Here is an 18,825-nt window from a genome sequence, read left to right as displayed (position 1 = left end):
GTGATGAAATAATGTTTGCAAAGTTTAATTATTCTCCATCAGGTGCTTTTTATAACAGCGTAATTAACCATTTTTACACAAAAGGGAATGAGCTTTTTGCGGCTCACGAAAAGGAAGTGCAAGACTGTCTTTCTGATTATATTTCAGAAGATGGAGTAATAAATGGAACAGATTTAAAAGAACACTGGTTTTCGATTTCCAAAAAAGATATCTTTATATCTCACTCACACAAAGATATAAATAAGGTCAAAGCCTTTGCCGGATGGCTATATGATTGTTTTGGATTAGAAGCTTTTATTGACTCTTGCTCGTGGGGATATTGTGATGACTTGTTAAATAAGATAGATAAAAAATATTGTTATCGGCCAAAAACTAATACATATGACTATCAGCTAAGAAATTATACAACCAGTCATGTACATATGATGCTTTCTATGGCATTAACTGAAATGATTGACAACACTGAATGCATCATTTTCTTCGATACTCCACAATCTATTAATATGGCTGATGAATTGAAAAAGATAGAAAAGAAAAGCAAAAAAGAAACTACACTTTCCCCCTGGATTTATCACGAACTATCTATGACCACTATGTTAAGGGAAAGGCAACCAAGAAAAGCCATATCTGAAAGTACACATTTTCAGCATTCGTCAACACGAGACAGTATTGCTATTGAATATGATGTAAGCAAGGCTTTATCGGGAATGACAACTTTGTCAGATATCCAACTCCAACAGTGGAATGAAAATTGGAGTAAACGACCAATAAAAGTTCCTGAAGAAGCCCTTGACGAATTATATAAAATTGTTTTCCCGAAAGGACAATGAAAAAATGAGCACAAATATTTCAAAGCAAAAGCGAGATGACTTGCTGAATAAAATACAGGAAATCCGTACATATATCGCTTCCGCCAAGCAGGACGATAACACTGCCCGCTTGTTGTCATACCTTTCCGAGCTTGAAAAAGATGTGAACGGTAAGAAATACGGGCTTGTTTTCGAGGAACACCGAGAGAAAATTGACGATGAGCTTGCAACGCATTTGCCCGTATTATCCGAAGAAAAAGACCTTTTCATCGACAACGGTGGACAGATGAATTTTCTCATTGAGGGAGATAATCTCGCTTCTTTGAAACTGTTGGAGAAAACGCACAAGGGCAAAATTGACCTTATCTACATAGATCCTCCGTATAATACTGGAGCTTCAAATTGGATTTATGACAATAATTATGTCGATGGCAATGATTTGTTTAAGCATAGTAAGTGGTTGAGTATGATGAAGTCCCGCCTCGAGATTGCAAGACGCTTGCTTACAACGAAAGGTGTACTGATTTGTGCCATCGATGAAAATGAAAGCGCCACCTTAAGGTTATTGCTTGATGAGGTTTTTGGTGTTAATTACGAATACGACTGCATAACTATTGTTCACAACCCAAGAGGAATCCAAGGAAAGAATTTCTCATATACCAATGAATTTGCTTATTTTGTCATTCCTAAAGGGGATAAAATCATCGGTGAGCGTCGCCTATCAAATAATGAGATTTATTGGTCACCCCTGAGAAACTGGGGAAGCGAATCTTTAAGAACGGATGCGAGAAATTGTTTTTACCCCATTATCGTTAAGGATGATAAAATTATTGGTTTTGGTGAAGTGTCACCAGATGACTATCATCCGAAAAAGAATGAAATATTGGAAGACGGTAGTATTGCAGTATATCCCATTGATTCAAAAGGAATTGAACGCAAATGGCGTTACGCCCGCCAATCAGTAGAGGGGATTTGCAGCTATCTTGCTGTCAAGAAAACGAGAGGCATTTTTGATATCGAATTGGGAAAAACGTTCGGTACCTATAAAACGGTATGGTCGGATCCTAAATATGATGCTAATGGATACGGAAAGCAACTGTTAAATTCCTTAATACCAAACTGCCCATTCGATTTTCCAAAGTCTTTGTGGAACGTTTATGATTGTCTGTATTCCGTTGTGGCAAAAATGCCCAATGCCATCGTTCTCGATTTCTTTGCCGGTAGCGGCACAACGGGACACGCCGTAATGAAACTAAATGCAGAGGATGGTGGCAATCGCCGTTTCATCCTCTGTACTAACAACGAAAACAATATTTGCCGCGATGTTACCTATGAGCGCATCAAGCGGGTTATCGACAAAGAGGGCTATGCCGCCTCGCTAAAATATTACAAAGTAGATTACATTCCCATTTCCGAGCGTATGTATTACGAATACGCTGATGAACTCTTACTTCATATCCGTGAGCTTGTAGAACTTGAAAACGGTATTAATTTTACGGGTAATGCCGAAATTGCCATTGTACTGACAGATGAAGAATTGGAAGAATTCGTTAAAAACATCAATCAGCACAAGAAATGCAAAAAGATATATGTCGGACACGATGTACTGTTTGATGCCGAGCAAGCACAGGTATTTAAAAGCAAAAGAATCAGCGTAAACATCATACCAGATTACTACTATAAGGAATTGGAGGGTTGAAAATGGATATTACATTAGCAAATTTTCAGTTAAAAGCCATTGCCGATTTGACCGAATCAATGGAAAAGCCAAACCGTGAAATCGTTTTGAAAAGCTGCACCGGAAGTGGAAAAACCATCATCCTTACACACTTTATGGACGAGTATTTCAAAAGCAATGCGAAAACCGTATTTGTTTGGCTTACTCCGGGAAAAGGCAATCTTGAAGAGCAAAGCAAAGAGAAAATGGACAAATATATTCACGGCAGTAATACCAAACTGCTTTGTGATATTATGACATCCGGTTTTGAAGAAAACGATGCCTGCTTTATCAACTGGGAAAAGCTTACTAAAAAAGGTAATACGGCTCTGAAAGATAGCGAGAGGACAAATTTCCTTGAGCATATTCAAAAGGCATTTGATAATGGATTGTCATTCAAAATCATTGTCGATGAATCTCATCAAAATGACACGATAAAAGCTGATGATATTATCGAATTGTTTAATCCCGATAAAATCATTCGTTGCTCTGCTACGCCAAAATCATATAAGGATGCTATTTTGATAGAGATTCCCGAAGCGGATGTCATTGCCGAAGGACTAATCAAAAAGCTGCTGATCATCAACGAAAACTTTGAACAGAATATCAGTGTGGACGATCAAATTACATATTTGATCGATAAGGCAATCGCCAAGCAGCAGGAACTGCACTCTGCCTTCTTGAATCTGAAAGATCGTACCGTAGATATCAATCCCTTGATTATCGTTCAATTGCCCAATAAATCCGATGCTTTGCTTGAAAACGTTGAGAATTATTTTGAAAGCAAGGGCATTACTTATGAGAACAATCAGCTTGCGGTTTGGTTGTCCGACAAGAAGCAGAACTTGGAAGATATTGAAGAGCCGGATGCACAACCGGTAGCGGTTATCATCAAACAGGCGGTTGCAACCGGATGGGACTGCCCGAGAGCACATATTCTCGTCAAACTCCGTGACAATATGAGCGAAACATTTGAAATCCAGACAATAGGTCGTATTCGCCGTATGCCGGAAGCAAAACACTACGAAAGTGACCTCTTGGATTGCTGTTACCTTTATACGCTCGATGAGAAATTCACGGAAAGTGTTAAACTCAGTTTGGGCAAAGATGCTCTTGATGCGTGTAAAATATTTTTGAAGCAGGAACACCGTAATTTTGAGATTGTCAGCGAGTATAAGACAGATGTCCCTTTCCCTCGTGATGCAAAGTTGGCAATGAAGGTTATAAGCAAATACTTTGAAAGCAAGTATCATACGAGCAAGGATTTAGCCAAAAACAAAACGGTGTTAGGTGCAAATAAGTATTCCTTTGACGAAGATATAGTTGATTATACAAAATCGGGTTCGGTCGCCACTTTGAACAAGGAAGAAATTTCCGACCTGAATGATATTGCGATTCACGAAGAATTAAGCACAACAAAACACGGAAGAGAGTATCATCATTGTGCCGCTGAGATTGGAATGAAAGCGAATCTGGAATACAGCAGCATGAATGCCATTCTTCGCCGACTATTCCTCGATAATGTAAAATGCGAACATAAAATAGTCGCTTTGCCGACACGAGCCCTCTATTCTTTTGTCATCAACAACAAACACAAATTGATAGACGATGTCCGTGATGCAATGTCCGCAGAAAATGCTCAAATCACCTTAGCATTCAACAATATTACCGAAAAGCCCATATCGTTCCCGTTGGAAATGCTTTTTACTTACGACGGATCTGCAAAATCTCAGGCTGAAATGACGAAAAATGTGTACAAGGGCTATTTGTCATCTGCCGAAAAACGTTCTTTGCCGGAAAAGCTTTTTGAAAAGTACTGTGAAAGCAGTGGCAAAATCAGTTGGTTTTATAAAAACGGCGACAAAGGTAACGAATATTTCTCAATCGTTTATGAAGACAATTTCGGCAAGCAAAAATCTTTTTACCCTGATTACATTGTAGGCACAACTGAAGGCAAGACTTGGATTATTGAAACAAAAGGTGGATTTACAAAATCCGGCGACAGTGAAGATATTGATAAATACACCGCCAAAAAATTCGGTGTGCTGAAAAAATATCTGGGCAAATACGGCTTGCAGGGCGGCATCGTCCGGCAAGACAAGCAAAGCGGAGAGTTGTGTATCTGTACGGAAACATATTCAGATGACATAAAGAGCGACAGTTGGGTTTTGCTGTCAGATATTATGTGAATGTGGAGGATGATGAAATGAGTACGCAGGAAACAAAGAAAAATGTTCCGATATACTTTTATTATCTCACCATTTCCAAGCAGAAAGATAGTAAAGATGAGTCAATTTATGACATTTCAAAGGTTATTGATTCCCTATCTAATATGTTTACTTACGTATTGGGAAAAGACCTAACTGAACGCAAAAAAGATAATAAAACATCGGAAAAAGTCATTTGGTTAGACTCCGTGAATGATTTGAAGAATGGAAACTACGATTTAATTTTCAAATCTGCAAAGTATAATCATGTTCGCAATGAAATCGATACTGAGACGATGAAAGAGTTAGGAACACGAAAAAGGCAGCAAGATGGCGATGAAGAAAAAACGCACTTGTGTATTCGCCATTTTGGAAGTGAAATGCGATTTCTTGCAGTACACGAGAGCAATCATTATGGAATAACACTAAACGGTATCGTTGCATATTTGAATGAACAATTCATAAAGTACAACGAAGATTGCAAAGATGATTTCCATTATATAATCTCATATGACATTATGCCGGGTGAGGATTTCCTGTCTTCCATTAAAAAAGCAAAAACTATGTCTGTTCTAAAGCTCATTGTCAGTAAAGATGATATTAAAGACGATTTTATGGGGTTTGCAGGAAGAACGGATATAGCTGATGAAGTTGAAATATTTATTAAGCGTCCAAGAGGAACAAAAAAATATCCGGACAACTTGATACAAGCATACTTTAGAGAGAATCAGAAAAAGCAAAACAGTAAAATTAAAAGGATTACAATCAAAGGTACAAATGAAGCTGGACAATTCGAAATTGATACGGATCTAATGAAGATGAAGCATTATTTATCGGTAAAAGGTTTGGCTGTAACAAATGAAGTCGACAGCTATGACTTTTTCAATCGAGCACAGGAATTTATTGACGAAACGAGGAACAAGCAATGAATACAATCGTATTTGTTCCAATTAAGGACTACTTCCAATCAAGAAAGCGACTATGGTTAAAAATGCTTATACCCTTTCTTTTTGGGGTTGCTGCCCTTGTTGGCGCATTCGTTTTTGACTTTGGGGATGAAAACGGTATTTGCACTATTTTTTCGGAATTCATCAATGTACAGATTAACATAGTGGCAATCCTTATTTCGTTTTCTGTAGCCATAATAACAATATTGGTATCGGCTGATAATAAGAACATTGAACAGCTAAAAAACACTCCCTCAAGCGATTGCAAACAAATAAACGGCAAAACATTATCGCTGTTTCAAGTTTTATTATCCAACATTGCATACAATGTCATAGTGGAAATAATATACTTGATTCTGCTGATTGTAGTCGTGTTAATAAAGGCATTGTTGCCGGCTGTACTGTTTAAGTATATTACTGCTGCTTGTGTCTTCTTTATTATGCACATTCTTTTTGTATTGCTTGAATCTGTTTCACAAATGTATTTGACATTTTGGAGCAAAAAATAAAAAGGCGGCAGGGATTTCTCCCAGCCGCCGTATGTCTGTTATACGCAAATAAGATCATTATTGACGATCTCCGTTGCCGTTTCACGTACTGCGTTCATCCGCTGTACCCAAAGCATCTGATCTTCCGCTTTGAGCGTTTCCGTGATACCTTCTTTTTCGGCAAGTTGTTTTACCAGTCGACAAAAAAGATTTTCAGACTGCGCGTCAACATCTGCAAGATAACTGTTTAACTTGCAGGATGTCAGAAGATTAGCGTAAAATACTCGTTTATGCTGCCTGATATACCGCAAATGCCGCTGTCCCCAAATGCCGACAGGCTTGTTTTCTTCTTCGGGAAGTGACAGGCAGGGGATAAAATAATCGCCCTGCTTTTCATACCAAAGATCGTTCTTTTCATCGTAAATTCTGTTTTCCATTATGTGTTCCTACCTTTCATAATTGTTATTTTTTCTAAAGCGTTCGCCACGCTGTTTAGACTGTTTTTCCGACCTTGCTCTTTCGAGCAAACCATCAATTTGTTTACTTCCGAAAACTTTGCGGAGCAGTTTATAATCCTTATTATCCGCACGCAGATTTTCATTTTCGTAGGACAGCTTTTTGTTTGCCCTTGTCAGCTTTTCATTTTCACGGTATAAGTTGCCGTTCGTAATATTCAGTCGGTTATACCTGTCTATTGCTTTGAAATAGCGTGCAAACAAGGTGCTTATCAGCGACTTTAACCGAGATATAAGCGGCTCAACAAATTTTGTTTTATAAGTTCTTGCCGACATCATTGCAGACGGTTCAGGCAACTGATATTCGGGTTCGTTCATTATACTTTCATCAAGGTTCTGCAGCGCTCTTTCACCGTTATCAAAATTTTCTATACGGTCTGACATAACACGGAACTCGTCTTTTTTCTCGGCGAGCTTGTCCTCTAAAACTTCAATTTCTTTCTCTCTTTCCTGCTTTTTATAGTCAAGAACAGATAGGTGTTTTTCATGCGTACCTTTGTGTTCCCATTCAATTCCGTAACGCTCCATCACGGCTGCAAGCTGTTCTTTTTCGGCTTGTACCCATTGATTCCACTCGGTATCTCCACGAGTTCCGCCCTTAAAACCTTGTGTAGCTAACGCTTGTTTCAGGCTTACTCTTGTATCAAGTCCACGCTTGCTGCCGGTTGTGAACGGAACAAAATCAATGTGCAAATGGGGTGTTGCCTCATCCATATGCAAATGAACAGAGAACACTTTTAGGTTGGGATTTCGCTCTTGAAATCCACGGTAATACTCATCTAAAATTTGTCTCGCAAGCTGTCCGTTTTCGCTTTCGGCGCTCATATTTTCTTTATCACCAATCTGCAATATCAGTTCGTGGAACGGCTTTTCCTGCTTTGAATTTCTGATTTTTTCATAATAGTTTTCTATTCTGCGGTCGGCTCTCGTCTGTTTATCGTTGTATCTTTTGAGTGCTTCGTCAAACAATTCATGATAGATTTTCTTTATCGGCTCGTTACAGTAATCAATGTTCAAATGCGTTCTGCTACCGTCAACATTTTCCGCCTTGAACTTGCGGCTGTTATGATTGACCGAGCCTTTGCCAACCATTGCACTTATCGTTCTTTGCATTTATATACCTCCAATCTCACAAACTTGCTCGTCCTCGGTTCTGTTACTCTTGTCAAGAGTAACGCAAAAGCACTTTTGACAGTCGTTGGCTATCAAAAGGTGCTGTTGCGCTCTCCGAGGGGGTGTAGAGCTTTGCCCTGCTTACTGCGGTAAGCACCCAGCAGAGCCGCCCTTTGAAAAGGGCACCCTGCACCCCGCCGAAACTTCTGCGTGTCGGTCCGTGTCGATGGTGACGGTATTTCTGACACCGCCACCGCTGTCGAAAATATCGACACGACCGTCACACATCGTCACGCTGTCGGCTGCTCCCGGTGGAACGTGATTCGCCGCCCATCGTGACACCGACTGCTTTCATAGCGGATGCCATATTCATTCAGCAGTCGGCTGGCGTTGATATTCAGCTTCATCGTCAGGGCATTCGGCTTCATATCCACACCAAGCAGAGACACCAGCTCCGTCGGTGTACCCTGCCAGCCGGGAGTGTTGTTCGAAAGCTGTTTTGCTACCAGATCAAGGAGAGGTTCAGACGGCAGCTTCCAAAGATCTGCCTCCGTCCGTTCCAGCTCCCATATCAGCTTTTCGGGATTGCGGTTGAGATAGAGCCGCTGATCCTGCTGATCTCTGCCGGACACATCAAGCGTTGCAGCGTTCGCCGTGCGCTTTTCCTTTTGGAGCAGGAAAGCACCGTCCGCTGCACCGAGCAGACCGTTGGTGCCGGAGATCATATCATAGGGATCGTCTGACTTCTGCTTTCGGGTGTGGTGTACCAGCATCAGACACACACCGCTGTTGTCGGCAAACTGTTTCAGCCGGGCAATGATGTCGTAATCGTTGGCGTAGCTGTAACTGTCACCGCCGACCTCACGCACCTTTTGAAGCGTGTCGATGATGATAAGCTCCGTATCGGGATGCTCCCGGACAAAGTTCTGCAACTGCTCGTCCAGTCCGCTGCCAAGCTGACTTGCCGAAACAGAGAAGTACAGGTTTTCCGTACTCTCTGTCCCGAACATCTGATACAGTCGTTTTTGCAGTCGGCTGTAATCATCCTCAAGGGCAAGATACAGCACCGTGCCTTTTCGGACGGGATAGTTCCAAAGCGGCGTTCCCATGCTGATATGATAAGCAAGCTGCGCCATCAGGAAGCTCTTGCCGAGCTTGGGAGCACCGACAAACAGATACGTGCCGGGATAGAGCAAACCGTCGATAAGCGGCGGCCTGCTTCGGTAAACGGTGTCGTAAAGCTCGGTCATAGATACGGTGTGAAGGTATCTCGGATCAAGCATACGCATCATTTTTCGCTGAATTTGCTCAAAACTATTGAAATCTGCGTCTTCATTGGTTATACTATTATTAGGTATTGCATTGAGTGACTGTCCGTCATCTGCGCCAACAGATGTGTTCAGGGCGGTCATTTCTTTTTCATCATTCATTCTGTTCTCCTTTCATTCCGTATAGCGTAACGGTGATCTGCTCGATCAGCTCCCGCAGTTCATCGGTTACGCCGCCTGCGTTCTCGATTCGCTGTAATTCCGTGAGCACAGCGGCAAGCTGATCTCTGAGAGCTTTATACACTCTCGGATTGCCTTGTACCACGATATCACGTTCAAGGCAGCGACGGTAGCAGTATTCCTGCTTCGGAAGCCCGGAGAGCTTCACCGCCGCATTGATTGCTTCGTTTTCCTCAGGGGATACCCGAAAACCCACGGTAATATTTCTGAAACGGTTATGGTTATCTACATTTTTAGCGGACATCTTCTATTTCCTTCCTTTCATATCCTAATTTCTTTGCCATTTCTTCCTGCTTTGACGGGAAAAGATGCGCATATCGGTAAGTGATTTCAATGCTTTCGTGACCTACACGGTCTGCAATTGCCACTGCTGAGAAGCCCATATCAATCAGAAGCGATATGTGACTGTGACGGAGATCGTGGATTCTGATACGTTTTACTCCGGCTGCCTTTGAGCCCCGTTCCATTTCTCTGCCGAGATAGTGCTTTGAGATATTGAAGATACGGTCATTTTTATCGACGTCGTACAGCATACCGAGATAATCCTGCATTTCTTCACAGAGAAAATCCGGCATCTTGATTGTGCGGTTGCTTTTCTTCGTTTTCGGGGTAGTAATGACGTCTTCACCGTGCAAGCGCTGATAGGATTTATTTATCCGCAGCGTACCCTTATCGAAGTCGAAATCAGACGGCGTAAGCGCCAGCAGCTCGCCCTCACGTATGCCACACCAATAGAGCACCTCGAAAGCATAGAAGGAAACGGGCTTGTCCATCATTTCATCGGAGAATTTCTTGTATTCCTCCTTAGTCCAGAACTTCATTTCCTTGCGTTCTTCCGTACCCATATTCCCGACCTTTGAAGCAGGATTACAGTGCAGACCGTAGTGCCTGACTGCGTGATTCAGTATGGCGCTGAGTTGGTTGTGTACCGTTTTCAAGTAGGTCTGGGAATACGGCTTGTGTTTTTCATCGCGGTAGGCAAGCAGCTCATTTTGCCACGCCATAATATCCTTGTTGCTGATTTCGCTGAGACTGCGCTTTCCGAAATAAGGCATAATCTTGGTTTCTACGATATGCTCTTTGGTCATCCACGAGTTTTCCTTTAATCTCGGTCTCATATCGTTCCTATACAGTTCATAGAACGCCTCGAATGTCATGTCCATATCGGAAGCGTTCTGCTGCTGGAAAGTTCGTTCCCATTCGAGTGCTTCTTTCCTTGTGGAAAAGCCCCGTTTGCATTTCTGCTTACGTTCGCCTTTCCAGTCAAGGTATCTGGCGAGCACATACCAGGTGCCGTTATCGCTATTCTTATAAACCGGCATTTAGATCACCACCTTTCCATTGTGATATACTCTTTCATAGAAATACTCTCTGTTGATGCGTCCTGCGATTGTGATATACCCCTTTGATTTGAGCTCGTCATTGAGCTGGCGGATCACCTTATAAGCAAAAGAGGTAGATACCTCGAGAACTTCTGCGACTTCTTCAACCCGCATAAACTTGTTGTCCATTTTTTCACCTTCTTTCTTTTCAGATAGTTTTGTTGTTTAGTGTCGGAGAACTTTCTGACCGCATTCCGATTTGCCCGAGCGGATACGTCATTACCGTGGCGTATAACGGCTATTCAGTTGTTATATTAAGCATATTTGCTTAATGCCATTTCATTATACTAAACTAATTTGCTTATGTCAAGAGGTTTTTGAGAAAATATTTAACTTTCTTGCTTTGGTTATCTTGACAATATTATAACATATATGCTATACTGTGTTTGCAGTACATAGATGGGAGATAAGAACAATGGCAATCGGTGAAAGAATTCGTTTCATTCGCAATTTGAAAGGTATGACACAGAAGTGGCTCGGCATCGCCGTCGGTTTCCCCGAAAAGACCGCTGACATTCGTATGGCGCAGTATGAATCCGGCTCAAGAACACCAAAAGCCGTTCTGACCGGAGCACTTGCCAACGTGCTTGATGTATCTCCGTTGGCTTTGTCTGTGCCGGATATTGATTCGGAGCTCGGTCTAATGCACACTTTCTTTGCGTTGGAAGATCTTTACGGCTTGAAAATTGATAAAGTCAATGATGAGCTCTGCATCCGTCTTGACTCTCATAGAGGGAACAGCAATGCCTTCCTGTTTGATTTCTTTGCAGCTTGGCAGAAGCAGGCAGAGCTTTTCAAGAACGGTGAAATTTCCAAAGAGGAATATGATCGCTGGCGTTATAACTACCCGAAGTTCGATGCCGGCAGCGGATATGTTAAGGTGCCTTCTCAGGAACTCAGTGATGTACTGGCAGATGCCTTCAAAGACCGCCTGAAAGAAGATTAAAGATGACAAAAAGCCCGTAACTGTTTTATCCACAGTTACGGGCTTTCTTCGTCTTATAATACGGTTACATTAGTTCCAAAGCCACACCTTTTTTATTCTGATAACCCCGAAACCACTCGGGGTAGAGAATAAAGGGCGCCTCAATGGATGTTATCATTTTGTTATCAAAGCGGGTGGTCGAAGCTCGAAAGCCCTTGATATTACTGGTTTTTTGGGCTCTCTTTTATCATTCCCACTCGCTCCTTGCCCGAAAGGCTGAAAAGCCTTGAAAATGCTGGACTTTTGCGCTACGGCATTGCCCCGTGGCAACAAAATGACAACATTTTAAGATTATCCAAGAATAAAGAGCTATCTGATTCAATTTACGAATCGGATAGCTCATTTTGTATTTATGCCACCAATTCATTGTTAAATTGATTATCAATATCATGGCCATTGCTTTTTTTAATATCAGATTTTCCTCCTCAAGCAATGCCAGCTTTTTCTGCATTTTTTGATTTCTGCCATGGCCATTGTTTCGGTGTCTGAAGCTTTAACCTGCGTATACTTTTTGATCCATTTATGCAGCGTGGAACTGCTCATTCCGTATTCTTTGCATACATTACCGTTTTGACGTTGCTGTAACGACCACTGTTGCTGACAGTATGAAGTGCGACAAAAAGGGAAAGGCTGCATAACCACTTGGTTACGCAACCTTATCTTTAAAGAAATAAAGCTTCTATATTAGTATCCACCTATCCGGGGGTGCTTTGTCTTATGGCAACACGCACAGAGATTGTGCAGCAGATGCTATGTAAAACCATCCGGCAGGCTTTGTGCGGTGCTGCCTTAGATTCCATACTCCAGTTCCTCGCAAACCATAGACCAGAAGGTGTCCTCCCGATCAAAGGCATGCCGATCCAGCTCCGTCAGCTTTTCCCGGAATCCGGCTGCCGCAGCAGTCAGCTGCGCCTCCGTCATATTGTCCGGCTGGGGATGCTGCTTACCGTATGACCGCCAGAGCATCAGCTCCCGAACAAAGATGGCAAGATCCGGCGCCGCATAGAACACCTGCTTCTGTGCAGCATCCAGTTCATAAACCCGCTGGTCCGATGCGACTCCGATCAACCGATCCGGCAGATCCTTGTCCCTGCCAACCACCGTATAACATTGTCCCGCCAGGACTGTTTCATAAGTATCCTCCGGCTTGCAGAATACCAACTCCAGAATAGGCTCAGAGGGAAATTGAATCTCCTCGTACATAAACATGCTCCTTTCTACAGACCGCCTTTATGCGTTGTGTATGGTGAACCGATCCTCCTGGCAATCCAGCAGCTGTCGGGTCAGGGCATAATCCATGGCATCGCTGACTGCATGCTCAATGACACCGCCTGTACGGGTATAACCAAACAGCTTGGCGGTTTCCCGCAGCAGATCTGACCGGAGCATGCTGACCTGATCCTCCAGAATCAGCAGCATGCCGGCGCACAGCTCCTGGGGACAGATCTCCTCCATAGGTCGCTTGCCGGTTCCCTCCTTTGGGATCCGGCAGATCCGGTAGGCTTCCGGATTCTGCTCCCGGCTCCAGAACCAGCATGCATCCCCGGTATCGGTGCCGGAAATGCCACAGTCCTGCACTGCCTGGTCAAAAACCGCCTCTACCCGGCTGCCGCTGCGGGAAATACCAAAAGCATTCAGCACATGCCGCAGCACTGCCCGGCGACTCACTGGTGCCTCTGTTTCCACAGTTTTCCGGATCACCTGCATGATGGCTCTCTTGCTCTCTGGCAGATAAAATTGCTCCGGTGTGCCCAGAAGCTCCGGCACATACGAACTGTATGGGATGCAGCGATCCACCGCCGTCAGGGTCTGTTCCCGTTCAAAGCTTGGGATATGCTCCGGCGCAGGAGCTGCCTGCACCGGTTCCTGCTTTGCCTGGGTCTTTGCGTCCTCAATGGCATGCAGGAGCTGTTCCAGAGTACGCTGCCGGTTTTCATACCAGTCCAGAATATGCACCCGGTACAGCTGCCACCCAAGTCCACGCAGCACAGAAGGCTGAAGCAAATTCCGATCCCGGGCGGTGGTAGCGGTGAAGATCTGCTCATTTTCGCAGAGGATCCCCAACAGGTAGCCGTCCGGTCTGTCCGGATCGATGACACCCACATCCACCTTATAGGCAGAGCAGCCAATGCCGCAACGGGTCTGGAATCCACGCCCCTCCAAGGCAACGGCAATCTGCCGGGCAAAGGGATTGTCCGGTTCCACATGCTCCGCATGCACCGGCAATGCCCGGGTGCCCCTGGCTGCAAACTCCAGAAAGCCCCGCAAAGCAGCGACGCCGTCGGAACGGGTACGGGACAGGTCAATCTGCTCCGGCGCAATGACCGAGTACACCTGCATCTGCCGACGGGCACGGGATACCGCCACGTTCAGCCGCCGCCAGCCTCCATCCCGGTTCACCGGGCCGAAATTCATGGACACCTTTCCGTCCTTGTCGGGACCATAGCCGATGGAAAACAGGATCACGTCCCGCTCATCCCCCTGTACATTCTCCAGATTCTTCACCAGGATCGGCTCGTACATCTGTTCCGCATAGGTTTCCAGCTGGGGCTGCTTCCGGAATGCCTCCGCCAGCAGATCATCAATCAGCACCTGCTGCACCACGCTGAAGGTCACTACGCCAATGCTCTCCCGGCGCAGCTGTTCATCCGACAGCCGCCGCAGGATCTCCGCCACAATGGCTTCCGCCTCTGCCCGGTTCTGCTTGGTACCGCCCTTGTCATAGAAGCCCTCCACATGATGCCACTGTACCCGGGACACCAGGTCATCCGGGGAGGGGAAGGTAAACAGCTTGTTTTCATAAAATCGGGCGTTGCTGAATGCGATCAGGCTCTCGTGACGGGAGCGGTAATGCCACAGCAAGTGCCGCTGGGGCATAGCCAGTGCCAGACAGTCATCCAGCACGCTTTCCAGATCCTCCTGCTCGAAGTGTTCCTCGTCCACCTGGTTGGAGGCAAAGAAGCTGGTAGGAGGTAGCTGTCTGGGATCTCCCACCACCACTACATTTTCACCCCGGGCAATAGCACCCACCGCCTCACAGGTAGGCATCTGGGACGCTTCATCGAAAATGACCAGATCGAATTTCGGGAACGCCGGATCAATATACTGCGCCACGGAAATGGGACTCATCAGCATACAGGGACAGATCCGGCGCAACAGATTGGGAATGCTGTCAAACAGCTTCCGGATGGGCATCATCCTGCCGCCGCTGCGAATCGCCTTTTGCAGCAGGGAAAGCTCGGAGGAGCCTGCACCCGCAGAGGTGGCAGGAATCTTTGCAGACAGCCGTGCCGCCAGTTCCTGAACCGTCAGCTCCTGGAACCGTTCCGCCGTCTCCCGATACCGATTCACTGTGTCCTCAAACTGCTCCCCCTGGAAGCCGGACAAAGCCGGAGCACTGCGGAAGGCAGCAGAGATCACCGCCCTGCATACCCCCTGCCGGAACCCGGACAAAAGCTGTTCCTCCGTGACCTGTCCGGCTGTATAAGCATCCACTGTCTGCTGCAAACCCATCTGCTCCAGTGCATCCAGACTGTTTTCCAGCAGTACCCGGGATTTCAGATTGTCAATATCCCCAACCCAGCCGATTGCCTGCTGTTCCAGGGTCACAAACCAGTTCTCGGCTGCATCCAGCACAGCCCGATCCACAGGCATCCGGGACAGGGTTTCCTCCATCTCACGCCGGGCATTCTCTGCTGCCGGCAGCTGTGCTGCAATCCGGCTTCTGAACTGTGCATCCCGGAACATCTGCTCTGTCAGGCGACATGCCGGTTCCCGGTATGCGCCTGCCTGCGCCAGGCATTCCCGCAGAGCCATTGAATCCGTCCATGCCTGCTGCAAGGCAGCAAAATCCGTCTGTTCTCCCAGCCACAGGCTTCCGAACCGACTGGTCAGCGCTGCCGGAGCGGCGGACAGCTGTTCCCGGCGCTGCCTGCATTCGGACAACCGGCGGTACTGCTCCACAATGGTTTCCTTGGTGATCTGGTCGGGCTGTTTGGCATATGCCGCCAGAGTCTTGACCTGTTTGTTGGAGCCGATGAGCCGGGGCAGGAACCATTTTTGCTGGGTCTGGTTCCACCGGAGCATTGCGGCATCGCTGTCAAAGCTCTGCACACTGGGTTCATACTCCGCTGCGATCTCCCGACTCAAGGCAGTGTATGCAACACCATTTTCCAACAGGGCTTCTGTCTGACCACGGGTTTGCTCCAGCTCCGCATCAAACACCAGCGTCTCCAGTCCACGGCTTCGCTCCAGAACGGTTTTCAGCAACTGCAGCATATAACGGCTGCCGGCTGCATCCAGAGGCAAGCCCTCCCCCAGTGCTGTATAGATCCGACCGCTCTCCCGTGCCTGTGCTGCAAGAGTGCCTGCATTCTCCAGAAACTGCTGCCGTAGTTCCGGGGTATACTCCCGCATCCGGCAGTGCTGCAAGGGACTGTTCCGGTATCCCCCCAATGCCTGGCCTGCAACGGCGGTTTTGCGCACGGCATCCGTCCAGGCGGTGTACTGTTCCGGATCCGCAGCTTCTACAAAGTCGGGATCCATTGGGAGCTCCACTGAACAATCCTCCTGCATGAGCAGGGCATCGTATACGGACATGCCCACCGGACGCTTCCGGTACAGCTCCTCCATCACGCCATTCAGCTCCTGCCGCAGGTTGTGCAGCCGAGCAGCCTCCCGGTCGTAATCCTCCGGTGCCTTGATACGCCCCACCTCCAGGGTATGCGCCAGCTGATTGAGCACCGCCTTTTTCTGCGCCTTGTTGGAGTGAAGCTCCAGGCAGAAGGGATCCAGCCCAATGGCTGCCAGTCGCTTCTGCACCACGGACAGTGCTGCCATTTTCTCCGCCACGAACAGCACAGATCTGCCGTTGTACAGAGCGTTGGCGATCATATTGGTGATGGTCTGGGACTTGCCCGTTCCGGGCGGGCCGTGCAACACAAAGCTCTGCCCCCGGGATGCGTCATAGATCGCCGCCAGCTGGGAGGAATCCGCACTGGTGGGCACCGCCATGTCACAGGGGGACACCTGCGCATCCAACTGGGCAGGCGTCATGGACAGCTGCTCCGGTTCCCAGACAAGACTGCCGGAAACCAGACTGGATACCACCTTGCTTTGTTCCAGATCCGCTGACCGACTGCGAATATCGTTCCACATAATAAACTGGCTGAAGGAGAACTGTCCCAAAAATGCCACTTCTTCAATATCCCAGTGTTTTTTAGACATGACGCCCTGCCGGACGGTCTGATACACCAAAGGCAAATTCACGCCGCTTTCATCCTCCGGCAAAGGGTTAAGCCCATTGATCCGGATGCCGAAATCCTGCCGCAGCATTTCCAGCAGCGTCACGTTCATCTGGGTTTCCTCATCCCGGATCCGGATGGAGTAGGAGCGATCCTGAATCTTCCGAACCAGATCCACCGGTACCAGCACCAGTGGCGCATACCTGGGACGCTCGCTTTGATCCGTTTCAAACCACCGCAGAAACCCAAGAGCCAGGTACAGGGTATTGGCGCCGTTTTCCTCCAGACTCACCTTAGACTGCCGGTGCAGCTTTTTGAGGATCCGTTCCAGGTCGGCAGTATCCATAAAAGTGCGCAGCCGCTTGTTTTTGAATTCAGACTCCGCAATGGTGGTGATCAGATCCCGTTCGTTTTCGATCTCGAAGATCCGGCTGTCAGACAGGGTCAGGGTAAAATCATTGGGGGCAGGCATGATTTTGAAGTCCTCGCCCCGGGACACCTCGTCCTCCAGCTTGCTGAGATCTGCCGTCATCAGCTGAATGCTGGAGGCGGTGGGACGGAAGTTCAAAAGACTGTTTCGCAGGCTCAGATCCAGCAGTTTCCGCTCCCAGATGGTCTTTCGGGTTACGGTCTGCTCCTGGGAGGCAGCATTGTGCAGTGCCAGGTCGATCTGCTTGGGAGCAGCGGTTATGTCCGATTCCGTCCGGGTGCCGTAATCCACAGAGGCAAAGGTACCGTCCTGACTGATCCGGGTGGGAATGGGGCGGATGCCGCTGCCCCGGCACCGGCTCATGTCAATGGCACACTGGAACGCCACCGGATCCTCCAGATGCTCTGCCGCATGCTTGCCTGCATGATCAAAGTCCACGGATCTGCCTGCAATCCAATCCGTACACTCCACCAGGTACAGCTGGTCAATGCCGGATGCCATGCGCTTGGTCAGCGCAGAGATGTCATCCTCCACACACTCCGCAAAGGTCTCCTCCTCCAGCCACACCCCGGCAAAGGCATGCCCCTTGACGAACACCAACAGTCCATTCAGTCCTACAGCCTCCAGACATGCTGCATACAGCACCGCCAGATCCAGACAGGTGCCGCATTTCTGCTCCAGCACCGCATGGGGCAACCGCACCCGCTGTCCCATGGTTTCATAGCTTGCCGGGGGCATATGATACGCAATGTTCTCCGCCTGCAATGCAGCATAGATAGCTGCCGCCTGCGTTTTGACGATGTTGGGATTCCGGCTTTGGTAGCCGGTAAAGGAGGGCTCCCCCAGCCACTTTTGCAGCCATTTCCCTGCCTTTGCAGTCAATTCTCCTACTCTGGGATGATTGGGTGTCACAAAGGCTGCAATGATCTCCGGCACTTGCAGCAAGCCCGGCCACTGGTCATAGGCAAGCAGAGCAATGGAAATGCATTCCTCATGCAGACATGTCTCCCCCTGCATCACCCGGATCCGGATATTGCCCTCCATCCGCTCCGTCAGTGAAAACAGATAGTCCCCATGCATCACCAGCCGCACCGGGGACAGCTCCACCGGTGTTCCCGGAGACAGCTTCGGCAGCTGGGCTTCAAACACATGGGCAAATTCCGGCTCAAAGCTGATCCGCACCCGGAGACCGTCCAGTTCCTCCTGCCCCTGGTTGGTGAAAACCAGCCTGCGAATCACCGGAATATAATTTTGCTGCATGGCAAAGTTGATCGTTCCTGCAACCTGTCCGTTGATGCTGATGTTTGCATCCATACGCCTGCTCCTTCCTGCATGCACTGCGACAATATCTAAGTCTATTATAGCACGAACTTTGTCAGAAATCAACAAAAACCGTCCCCAGTCAAGCTGTTGCGAGAAAGCAGCGTCTGGAGTATCGCAAAAGCAGCCCGGAAACGATGGGATTCATCGCCTCCGGGCTG

General features: G+C 47.2%; 15 protein-coding genes. 6 read left to right on the top strand and 9 right to left on the bottom strand.

The annotated features are described in order from the left end of the window. Positions 1–11 precede the first annotated feature (11 nt). The 5 genes from RUM_RS04990 to RUM_RS04970 are packed head-to-tail and all read left to right on the top strand — an operon-like array spanning position 12 to position 6,189. Positions 12–830 (top strand): TIR domain-containing protein, encoded by an 819-nt coding sequence (locus RUM_RS04990; RefSeq protein WP_015558106.1) that lies wholly within the window; start codon positions 12–14, stop codon positions 828–830. Between the two features lie 4 nt (positions 831–834). Beyond that, the gene (locus RUM_RS04985) at positions 835–2,508 is read left to right on the top strand and encodes a site-specific DNA-methyltransferase (protein WP_015558105.1); all 1,674 of its coding nucleotides are present in this window, start codon (positions 835–837) and stop codon (positions 2,506–2,508) included. Positions 2,509–2,510: 2 nt separating this feature from the next. Continuing rightward, positions 2,511–4,715: a DEAD/DEAH box helicase gene (locus RUM_RS04980; RefSeq protein WP_015558104.1), complete on the top strand. Its 2,205-nt coding sequence runs from the start codon at positions 2,511–2,513 to the stop codon at positions 4,713–4,715. A gap of 17 nt (positions 4,716–4,732) precedes the next feature. After that, positions 4,733–5,662, top strand: a complete 930-nt coding sequence (locus tag RUM_RS04975) for a hypothetical protein (protein ID WP_015558103.1) — start codon at positions 4,733–4,735, stop codon at positions 5,660–5,662. Further along, positions 5,659–6,189: a hypothetical protein gene (locus RUM_RS04970; protein ID WP_015558102.1), complete on the top strand. Its 531-nt coding sequence runs from the start codon at positions 5,659–5,661 to the stop codon at positions 6,187–6,189. Before RUM_RS04975 ends, RUM_RS04970 begins: the two co-directional genes overlap by 4 nt. A gap of 38 nt (positions 6,190–6,227) precedes the next feature. Here the strand turns inward: RUM_RS04970 and RUM_RS04965 are convergent, their stop codons facing one another. From RUM_RS04965 to RUM_RS04940, 6 genes are all read right to left on the bottom strand, one after another. Further along, on the bottom strand, positions 6,228–6,605 hold the full coding sequence (locus RUM_RS04965) for a TnpV protein (protein ID WP_015558101.1): 378 nt from the start codon (positions 6,603–6,605) through the stop codon (positions 6,228–6,230). Between the two features lie 9 nt (positions 6,606–6,614). Next, positions 6,615–7,796 (bottom strand): plasmid recombination protein, encoded by a 1,182-nt coding sequence (locus tag RUM_RS04960; RefSeq protein WP_015558100.1) that lies wholly within the window; start codon positions 7,794–7,796, stop codon positions 6,615–6,617. Positions 7,797–8,086: 290 nt separating this feature from the next. Next, positions 8,087–9,226 carry a helicase RepA family protein gene (locus RUM_RS04955; protein WP_041326277.1) on the bottom strand — a complete coding sequence of 380 codons (1,140 nt, stop codon included), beginning with the start codon at positions 9,224–9,226 and terminating at the stop codon, positions 8,087–8,089. Then, the gene (locus RUM_RS04950; protein ID WP_015558099.1) at positions 9,219–9,548 is read right to left on the bottom strand and encodes a plasmid mobilization protein; all 330 of its coding nucleotides are present in this window, start codon (positions 9,546–9,548) and stop codon (positions 9,219–9,221) included. The genes RUM_RS04955 and RUM_RS04950 overlap by 8 nt, the downstream gene beginning before the upstream one ends. Next, on the bottom strand, positions 9,538–10,626 hold the full coding sequence (locus RUM_RS04945; protein WP_015558098.1) for a site-specific integrase: 1,089 nt from the start codon (positions 10,624–10,626) through the stop codon (positions 9,538–9,540). The genes RUM_RS04950 and RUM_RS04945 overlap by 11 nt, the downstream gene beginning before the upstream one ends. Further along, on the bottom strand, positions 10,627–10,815 hold the full coding sequence (locus tag RUM_RS04940) for a hypothetical protein (RefSeq protein ID WP_015558097.1): 189 nt from the start codon (positions 10,813–10,815) through the stop codon (positions 10,627–10,629). 286 nt (positions 10,816–11,101) lie between these two features. On the opposite strand from RUM_RS04940, the gene RUM_RS04935 reads away from it, so the two are divergent. Continuing rightward, positions 11,102–11,632, top strand: coding sequence for a helix-turn-helix domain-containing protein (locus RUM_RS04935; protein WP_015558096.1), 531 nt, complete (start codon positions 11,102–11,104; stop codon positions 11,630–11,632). A 226-nt stretch (positions 11,633–11,858) separates the two neighbouring features. Here RUM_RS04935 and RUM_RS04930 read toward each other — a convergent pair whose 3' ends face one another. The 3 genes from RUM_RS04930 to RUM_RS04920 all read right to left on the bottom strand — a co-directional run bounded on the left by RUM_RS04930 (position 11,859) and on the right by RUM_RS04920 (position 18,658). Continuing rightward, complete coding sequence (locus tag RUM_RS04930) at positions 11,859–12,122, bottom strand: hypothetical protein (RefSeq protein WP_015558095.1); 264 nt, start codon at positions 12,120–12,122, stop codon at positions 11,859–11,861. 338 nt (positions 12,123–12,460) lie between these two features. Further along, entirely contained in the window at positions 12,461–12,874 is a 414-nt protein-coding gene (locus RUM_RS04925; protein ID WP_015558094.1) for an SUKH-4 family immunity protein, read from the bottom strand. A 27-nt stretch (positions 12,875–12,901) separates the two neighbouring features. Beyond that, positions 12,902–18,658, bottom strand: coding sequence for a DUF3320 domain-containing protein (locus tag RUM_RS04920; protein ID WP_015558093.1), 5,757 nt, complete (start codon positions 18,656–18,658; stop codon positions 12,902–12,904). Positions 18,659–18,825 lie beyond the last annotated feature (167 nt).

It is taken from the genome of Ruminococcus champanellensis 18P13 = JCM 17042, from assembly GCF_000210095.1.
Classification (GTDB): Bacteria; Bacillota; Clostridia; order Oscillospirales; family Ruminococcaceae; genus Ruminococcus_F; species Ruminococcus_F champanellensis.
Note: the sequence above shows the minus strand (reverse complement) of the source record. Positions and strands in the feature narration are given on the sequence as shown.